This window comes from Zoogloea sp. (assembly GCF_028693495.1).
Lineage (GTDB): Bacteria > Pseudomonadota > Gammaproteobacteria > Burkholderiales > Rhodocyclaceae > Zoogloea.
Window position 1 is genome coordinate 1 of sequence record NZ_JAQUVG010000094.1, and the last position, 8066, is coordinate 8066.

Below are 8066 nucleotides of genomic sequence, written 5' to 3' on the forward strand. Positions count from 1 at the left end.
CACACGGCAGGCATCTCCAGGTCACCGGAGTCCTGGTGGAGCTCGCCCCGCAGCAGGCCGAACAGGCTGGACTTGCCGCAGCCGTTGGCTCCGGTGAGGCCGACCTTCCAGCCGGGATGGATCTGCAGGCTGGCGCCTTCGATGAGAGTCTTGACGCCCCGGGCGAGGCGGAGGTTGCGAAACTGGATCACGGCAGCGGAGCGCAGGAAAGCGAGCAGGAAATCCGGTATTGTAAGCGGTCCCGTCGCCTACTGCCCCGTTGCCCCATGCGTTTGTCCCGCTTCTCCCCCGTTATCTGCCTCGTCTTCCTGGGTTTGCCGCCTGTGGCTGCGCTGGCCCAGCAGGTCTCCAGCGATCCCGTTGCCGAGATGGCACGGGCGCAAACCCTGCGCAGCGAGTCCGCCGCACTCCGCGGGGCAGCGGAGTCCCGTTTCCGTGCAGAGGAGGTGGCCTGCTACGAGCGCTTCCTGGTCAACCGCTGCATCGATCAGGCCAGGAGCCGCCGGGTGACCGACATCCGTCGGGCCCGCGAAATGGAACTGGAGGCCGGGCGTCTTGAACTGGCCGACCGGAACCGGGCCTACGCCGAACGTCAGGCCGAGCTGGCTGCCCAGGCGCCCGAAAAGAGCGCCGGGCGGGCAGCCGAGGAGGCTCGCCTGCGGGCTGAAGGTGAAGCCCGCCTGAAGGCTTTTGCCGAAAAGGATGCGGAGCGGATCACGCGGGAGCAGGCTGCCAAGACCCGGGGCATGGAAGAGGCCGAAGCCCGCCACCGCAAGGAGGCCGAGCAGGCCCTCCGTCGGGCTCGGGAGGCGGATGCTGCGGCGAGCCGGGCTGAGCAGGCACGCCAGGACCGTCTTGATTACGAGGAACGGTTGAAGAGGGCAGAGGAAAAAAGGAAGGCTCAGTAAGGGCGGGCAGGAGCGTTCAGGTGGTTTGAGGCCGCCGGGCCCAGGCCAGCGCATCCTCCAGCCGGTCGTTGCCCCAGAAAAGCTCTCCGTCCGGGGTGATGAAGCTGGGTGCGCCGAACAGGCCCAGCTCCGTGGCCTTCTCGGTCTGACGGCGTAGGGCGAGCTTGTTGTCCGGGGCTGCGGCGCTGGCGAGCAGACTGTCGGCCGGGAGGTCCAGGTGGCTCAGGATGTCGCGGATCACTGCGGGATCACCGATGTCCCGGTCTTCGGCAAAGTTGGCCCCCATCACGGCCCGGTTGAAATCCCCCGTCCAGGCCTGTCTATCGCCCAGCAGGGCCACTCGGGCAGCGAGCAGCCCGTTGCGCGGAAAGCGCGATGGCATCCGGAAGGGCAGGTTGTAGCGGGCCGCCAGCCTGGCCAGGTCCCGCCACATGTAGCGGCCCTTGGGGGGATAGATGTTGAAGGGGGAATCGTTCCAGCCCAGAGCCAGGAACACCGGCCCGAGCAGGAAGGGCCGCCAGACCACGTTCACGCCCGCATCCCGGGCCAGGGGCCCGATGCGCATCACGCTCAGGTAGGAGTAGGAGCTGGCGAACTCGAACCAGAACTCCAGCGAAGGTGTGCTCATGGCCTTGCCCCCGGCAGTTGGATCGTTTCAGTCTAGCACTCGGGCGTCCGTCCGCCGGCCTGAGGGCCGCCGCTTCCGTTACAGGTGCTCCAGATGGGTTGCGAGGCGGCTGGCTTCCTGACGGATGGCCGTCCGTTCGTCCTCGCTCAGCCGGTGCAGGTTCTTCACCATCAGCAGTGCCCTGGGGTTGGTGGCCAGGCTTGCCTCATGGCGGTCGATGAAATTCCAGTAGAAAGTGGTGACCGGGCAGGCCCGCGGGCCGGTCCTCACCTCCGCGCTGTAGCTGCAGCCCGCGCAGTAATTGCTCATGCGCTTGATGTAGGCGCCGCTGGCCACATAGGGCTTGCTGGTGAAGCGCCCGCCATTGGCATACAGGGCCATGCCGGCCACGTTGGGCAGCTCGACCCACTCCACTGCATCCACGTAGACCGCCAGGAACCAGGCCGCCACGGCCTGGGGCGACAGACCGGCCAGCAGTGCGAAGTTGCCGGTGACCATCAGGCGCTGGATGTGGTGGGCGTAGCCGTGGTCCAGCGTCTGGCGGATTACCTGGCGCTGGCAGTTCATGCGCGTTTCGCCCGTCCAGAACCAGGCGGGCAGGGGGCGGGTGTGGCCGAAATGGTTGGCTTCCCCTATGCCCGGCTGGTCGCGCCAGTACACCCCGCGGATGAACTCCCGCCAGCCGAGGATCTGGCGGATGAAACCCTCCACCGCTGGCAGTGGCGCATGGCCCTGCTGCCAGGCCGCCTCGGCCGCACGGATCACCTCCCGCGGGTCCAGCAGCTTGAGGTTGAGGGCCGGGGCCAGCAGGCTGTGCCACAGGAAGGGCTCGCCGGTCCACATGGCGTCCTGGTGGCTGCCGAAGCCGGGCAGGCGGTCGCGGACGAAGGCTCCCAGGGCCGCCAGTGCGTCGTCCCGGGTTACCGGCCAGGCAAAATGGGCCAGGCTGCCCGGGTGATCGCTGAAATGGGCTTCCACCTCGGCCAGCACCTGGCGGGTGATGTCGTCCGGGGCGAAGGCCGGTGGCGTCGGAACCCGGGTGGGACCCGCCCTGCCGAAGCCCTGGCGGTTGTCCTTGTCGAAGTTCCAGACTCCGCCGGCGGGCCCATCGCCTTCCATCAACACCCGGTGCTGTTTGCGCATGGAGCGGTAAAAATGTTCCATCAGCAGGGTCGGCCTGTCACCGGCCCAGCGCAGGAAGGCCTCCCGGCTGGCAATGAAATGGCTGTCCGGGCGCTGCACCACGGGCACGCCCGTGTCCCGGGTCAGGGCCTGCAGCGCCTGTTCCAGTCGCCATTCTCCCGGTTCGCAGACGATCACCTGTTCCGGTACCAGGCGGCTGATGGTGGCCACCCATGCCTCCATCAGGCTGGCGTGGGGGTGCAGCCCCAGCTGCAGATAATCTACGGGCCAGCCTTGGGCCACCAACTCCGCGGCAAAGTGGCGCATCGTCGACAGGAACAGGGCAATGCGGGCCTTGTGGCTCCACACCTGGCGGGCTTCCGACGGCGCCTCCACCATCAGGATGCGGTCCTGGCTCGGGTCGAAGCCGGCCAGGGCGGGATTGTCGTGGCTCAACTGGTCACCGAGGACCAGGATCAGATGGCGGATTGTCATGGTTGTCTGAGGTTGGCAGCGCGGCCCCGGCAGGCGTCGGAGCAGTATTTCACTTCGCTCCAGCTCCGCGCCCACTTGCGCCGCCAGCTCATCGGCCGGCCGCACACTGCACAGGGCTTGCTCGGCAGGGATTGTTTGTTGCCACGAAAGGAAGAAGGCATGTCAGGGTTTTGCGTGTCGGAGTCATTGAAGCAGGCCATGGACCACAGCGCGTCGGACGGGTTCCGGGAGGCCGCTGGGGCGGGCAGCTTCCGCCACGGCAGACAGCATGCCTATCCGAAATCCAGCCCGAGCTGGAGTGCGCTGTCGGTGGCCGTCGTCTGCCGGCTGCGGCGCTTGCGGGGGGCGCCTTCCCGTGCGGGATTGCGGCTCCCGTGTTTCTCGTACACGGTTCGTGCCTCCCGGCGCACGACTTCGTCCTTGCGCAGGGCCCATAGGGTGTCGCGGGCGTGGCGGGCGGCGGCCTCGTGGTCCACGAGGGGTTCGGGGTAGTCGCGGCCGATGACCAGGCCCACCCGCTGCTGGGTGGTCCGCGGCATGTTCCATGGCTCGAACAGCCATTCGTCGGGCAGCCGGGCGAGGGCGGGCAGCCACTGGCGCACGAAGCGGCCGTCCGGGTCCTGGTCGCGGGCCTGCTTGACCGGGTTGTAGATGCGCAGGGTGTTGATACCAGTGGTGCCGGACTGCATCTGAACCTGGGGGTAGTGGATGCCCGGTTCGTAGTCGAGGAATTCCCGCGCCAGGTGCAGCGCGGGCCGTTGCCAGGGCTGCCACAGCTGGTAGCTGGAGAAGGCTACCAGCAGAGCGCGCATGCGGAAGTTGATCCAGCCGGTGTGACGCAGCATGGCCATGCACGCGTCGATCAGGGGGAAGCCGGTTTCGCCGCGGCACCAGCGGGTCAGCCGCTCGGGGCTGAAGTGGGCGTCGCGCAGGCCGGCGAAGGCGCCGTGCATTTCCTGCGTTTCCAGGGTGGGTTCGGATTCCAGCTTCTGGATGAAGTGGCAGTGCCAGTGGAGGCGGCTCTCGAAGGACTTGAGGCCCGCCAGATGCCCTCGCGGGCGCAGCTCCGGCGGCAGGGCCTGCAGTTCTGCCCGGCGCCGCCACACCGCATGGATCACCTCCTGCACCGACACGCAGCCGAAGGCCAGGTAGGGGGACAGGCGGGAGCAGGTGTCCCCGGCGGACAGGGGGCTGGACATGCCCTTGCGGTAGTCCGGGAGGTGCTGGTCGAAGAAATGGCGGGCGAGCCGGCGGGCCTGCTGGCGTCCTCCGGTCTGGCGGCCGGGTTGGTCGGGCAGGGCGTCCGGATGCCAGGCCAGCCCCCGCGGTGCTTCGCCGGGGAAGAGGCGCAGGGGCGATGGGCTCAGGGCAGGTGGCGCCTGGAGTGCGTCCGGTGCGGCCAGGGGCGGTGGCGTCATGCGCGCCACCCACAGGGTTGACCAGGCGTCCCGGTCGTGCAGCTGCCGCACCACGCCGGCGCTCGGCCATTGCTGCCATTCGATGGCGTGGGCCCGGCACCAGCGCGCCACGTCCCGGTCGCGCCGGTAGCTGGCCAGATTGCCGGTTTCCTCGTGGCTGAACAGCCGGAAGGGGCCGAGGCGGGTGTGCAGTTCGGCCAGGACCCGGGTTGCCTCGCCCTGCCAGCGCTGCAGGGGGCTGCCCAGCGCGGCCAGCCGGGTTTCCAGCTCGTCCAGGCATTCGAGGACGAAGCCCAGGTGACGCGGCGAGGCGTCCGGCTGGGCGAGGAGGTCCGGTTCGAACAGGTAGACCGGCAGCACCGGGCCGTGCCGGGCGGCTTCCCGCAGGGGCGCGTGGTCGGTGACCCGCAGGTCGCGCTTGAACCAGACGACGCTGATCATCCGTGCCAGCGGCGCTTGGGCGAGGGCTGGCCGCAGGCCGCCCAGAAGCGGCTGAAGGAGGAGCACAGCCGGGGCGGCTCGGGCAGCCAGCGGGGGGGTGGCGCGAGCACGGCATCGAGACCGGCCAGGGCCTCCCGGTACCCGGGGTTGAGGGTGGCCTCGGCGTGGAAGCGGCCCTGGAGCTGCCGCAGGTCGCCGATCCAGATCCGGTCGGTGACCGCGCGCATCTGCGTCAGCACGAAGGCCCAGCGGGCGGCGGACCAGGGGAAGCGCCGGTGGAAGGGCAGGTGGATGACGCCGAGGCGGGGACCGGGGCCGGCACGCAGGGCCCAGGGATGGACCAGGGTGAGCGGCGTGCCGCTATCCGGCGGGAGATGGTCGCGGGGGTCGAGCAGGTTGTCCGGCGGCGCTGCCAGCAATGCGGGTTCGGCCAGCCCCGGGGCACCGGGGCTGGGCCCCAGCGCCCGGGGGCTGCGGGCCAGCGCCTCCAGCGGTGGGTAGTCGGTATCGATGGCACTGCCCGGGCAGTGCCAGTCGGGGGGCGCAAAGCGGGCTACGTTGGCGGCGTTGAAGAGGTAGGGCTTGCTGCTGAAGGTGGCCGCGACCCACTGCCAGGAGAGGTGGTTGGAGGCCAGGTCGCCGTCCAGCAGGTGGCCGTAGAGCCAGTCGGCGGCGCAGCGCCAGTGCACCTTGCGCAGATGCACCGCGTAGCTGGCCAGCCACATGCGGGCGTGGTTGTGGAGGTAGCCGGTGGCATAGAGCTCGGCCACCGCCCGGTCGATGGCGGGCAGGCCGGTGCGGCCCTGGCGGATGTCGTCCGGCAGGGTGGGCTGGTAGGGCACTCCCGGCAGGCCGGGACGCACGTCGGCCAGGATGCCGTCGCCCAGGTGCTGCCAGACGTGGTGGAAGAATTCCCGCCAGCCGAACTCGAAGGCCAGGGTGTCGGCGCCGCTCAGCCGGTAGCGGGCGATCAGTTCCGGCAGCTCCAGGCGGCCGTGGGTGATCCAGGGCGATAGGCGGGTGACCGCGCCGTCCAGGTGGTTGCGGCTGCGGGCATAGGCCTCCGGGGCGACTGCTGCCAGGCGGGTGGCCAGGGCGGCTTCAGCGGAGGTGGGCAGGGGATGCGGTGCTGCCGTCTGGGGGAGCATGGAGGGGCCTCATGGTCAATGAGGCCGATGGACAGGCTGCGCTCAGTCCGGGTTCCCCTGGCGGTTCAGCCAGGCCAGCGCACCCTGGCCGGCCCAGCGTCCGGCGGCCAGGCATGCGGTGAGCAGGTAGCCCCCGGTAGGGGCCTCCCAGTCGAGCATTTCACCGGTGCAGAAAACGCCGGGGCGGGTCTTGAGCATCAGGTGCTCGTCCAGGCTTTCCAGCCGGACGCCGCCCGCCGTACTGATGGCTTCGTCCAGGGGCCGGGGAGCCACCAGCACCAGCGGCAGCCCCTTGATGGCGCTGGCCAGGCGGGTCGGATCGTGGAGCTCCTCGGTGCTCAGGCATTCCCGCAGCAGGGCCATCTTGAGCCCTTCGATACCGACCCGGCTCTGCAGATGGCTGGCCAGGGAGCGGGCCCCCCGGGGATGGGCTGCCTCGCTCCGGACCCGTTCGAGGGAGCGCCCAGGGCTCAGGTCGATGCGCAGGATGGCCTGCCCGTCCGCCTTGATGCGCTCCCGGAGGGCCGCCGACAAGGCGTATACCAGGCTGCCCTCGATGCCATCGGCGCTGAGCATGGCTTCCCCGTTGCGCCAGGGCGTCGCATCTCCATCCACGGTCATGGCCACGGACTTGAGCGGTGCTCCTGCGAAGCGCTCTGCCAGATGGACGCTCCAGCCCCGCCCGGGGGCAACCCGCGGGGAGGCGACGATGAAGCCGCAATTGGCCGGCTCCAGGGGCGCTACGGTCGCACCGGCCTCCTCCAGCAGGGGAACCCAGGCGCCATCTGAACCGAGCCGGGCCCAGCTGGCTCCACCCAGGGCGAGGATGCAGGCGTCGGCCCGGACATCTCGCGGGCCGTCCGGGGTGGTGAAGCGGAGGGTGTGCCGGTCTCCCCATCCGGTCCAGCGATGGCGCACGTGGATGCGGACCCCCGCCTCCCGCAGCCGGCTGAGCCACGCCCGCAGCAGGGGGGCCGCTTTCATGCCTTCGGGAAACACCCGTCCGGAAGTGCCCACGAAGGTGGGGATCCCCAGGGTCTCCACCCATTGACGCAGGGTGTCGGGATCCAAGGCCTCCAGCCAGGGCCGGAGCTGCACGCTCCGGCTGCCGTAGCGGTCCGCGAAGCGCTCAAACGGTTCCGCGTGGGTAATGTTCAGACCGCCCTTGCCGGCCAGCAGGAATTTGCGCCCCACGGAGGGCATGGCGTCGTAGAGATCCACCTGGATGCCGGCCTCAGCCAGGGTCTCGGCGGCCATCAGGCCAGCAGGGCCGCCGCCGACGATGGCGACGCGGGAAGCGGAAGAAGCAGCAGGCACGGGCAGGTCCGACAGGGTAAAGGCGTGATTCTAGCGTTTTGGCCTGGCAGCCATGGTCAACGGGATGGCTCAGGGGGTAGGCGCGGTGCGCCGGGGCATGTCGAGAACGCAGCGGAAGCCCAGGTAGTCGGCGCCCGTGTCTTCCAGGGAGCTGGTCCATCGGAAGCTGCTGCGCACCTCCATCAGGGGGTTGAGGTAGGAGCCGCCCTTCATTACATGCTGGCCAGGGCCCCAGGGTGTGGCCGTGAATTCCCAAAGGTTGCCGGCCAGGTCGGCAATCCCATAGGGGCTTTCCCCTGCCGGGTGGCTGCCGACTTCGGCGATGGTCCCGGTCGTACCGGATCTGCCCTGAAAACGGCTGGGGTCGGGCTGGTTGCCCCACGGCCAGGGGCGGCCATCCTCGCCCCGGGCAGCCTTTTCCCATTCGACTTCGCTGGGCAGCCGGGCGCCTGCCCAGCGGCAGTAGGCCTCTGCCTGGGCCCAGGAGAGGAAGCGGGCAGGTTGCCGGGGTGGGCTGTCCGGCTTGCCAGGAGGGGGCCAGGTGCCCGGGCAGCCCAGTCCGCCCTGGGGGCGGCACTCCGCGGCAAAG

9 protein-coding genes are annotated in these 8066 nt (G+C 69.8%); 1 reads left to right on the forward strand and 8 read right to left on the reverse strand.

Features of this window, described 5'->3' with window-relative positions:
* The coding region (locus tag PHD22_RS13750; protein ID WP_299867933.1) for an ATP-binding cassette domain-containing protein at positions 1–191 on the reverse strand (191 nt) is incomplete at its 3' end.
* Between the two features lie 75 nt (positions 192–266).
* Here PHD22_RS13750 and PHD22_RS13755 point away from each other — a divergent pair.
* Positions 267–908 (forward strand): hypothetical protein, encoded by a 642-nt coding sequence (locus tag PHD22_RS13755; RefSeq protein ID WP_299867936.1) that lies wholly within the window; start codon positions 267–269, stop codon positions 906–908.
* 16 nt (positions 909–924) lie between these two features.
* Here PHD22_RS13755 and PHD22_RS13760 read toward each other — a convergent pair whose 3' ends face one another.
* The 7 genes from PHD22_RS13760 to PHD22_RS13790 all read right to left on the reverse strand — a co-directional run.
* Positions 925–1536 carry a 2-hydroxychromene-2-carboxylate isomerase gene (locus tag PHD22_RS13760; protein ID WP_299867939.1) on the reverse strand — a complete coding sequence of 204 codons (612 nt, stop codon included), beginning with the start codon at positions 1534–1536 and terminating at the stop codon, positions 925–927.
* A 78-nt stretch (positions 1537–1614) separates the two neighbouring features.
* Positions 1615–3153, reverse strand: a complete 1539-nt coding sequence (locus PHD22_RS13765) for a cryptochrome/photolyase family protein (protein WP_299867942.1) — start codon at positions 3151–3153, stop codon at positions 1615–1617.
* The gene (locus PHD22_RS13770) at positions 3150–3353 is read right to left on the reverse strand and encodes a DUF2256 domain-containing protein (RefSeq protein WP_366520738.1); all 204 of its coding nucleotides are present in this window, start codon (positions 3351–3353) and stop codon (positions 3150–3152) included. Before PHD22_RS13770 ends, PHD22_RS13765 begins: the two co-directional genes overlap by 4 nt.
* A gap of 72 nt (positions 3354–3425) precedes the next feature.
* A complete protein-coding gene (locus tag PHD22_RS13775) occupies positions 3426–5078 on the reverse strand; it encodes a deoxyribodipyrimidine photo-lyase (RefSeq protein ID WP_299867945.1) in 1653 nt (550 codons plus the stop codon).
* Positions 5009–6160 carry an FAD-binding domain-containing protein gene (locus PHD22_RS13780; protein WP_299867949.1) on the reverse strand — a complete coding sequence of 384 codons (1152 nt, stop codon included), beginning with the start codon at positions 6158–6160 and terminating at the stop codon, positions 5009–5011. The genes PHD22_RS13775 and PHD22_RS13780 overlap by 70 nt, the downstream gene beginning before the upstream one ends.
* A gap of 42 nt (positions 6161–6202) precedes the next feature.
* Positions 6203–7477 carry a TIGR03862 family flavoprotein gene (locus PHD22_RS13785; RefSeq protein ID WP_299867952.1) on the reverse strand — a complete coding sequence of 425 codons (1275 nt, stop codon included), beginning with the start codon at positions 7475–7477 and terminating at the stop codon, positions 6203–6205.
* A 69-nt stretch (positions 7478–7546) separates the two neighbouring features.
* On the reverse strand, positions 7547–8066 hold a 520-nt coding region (locus PHD22_RS13790), incomplete at its 5' end, for an SUMF1/EgtB/PvdO family nonheme iron enzyme (protein WP_299867956.1).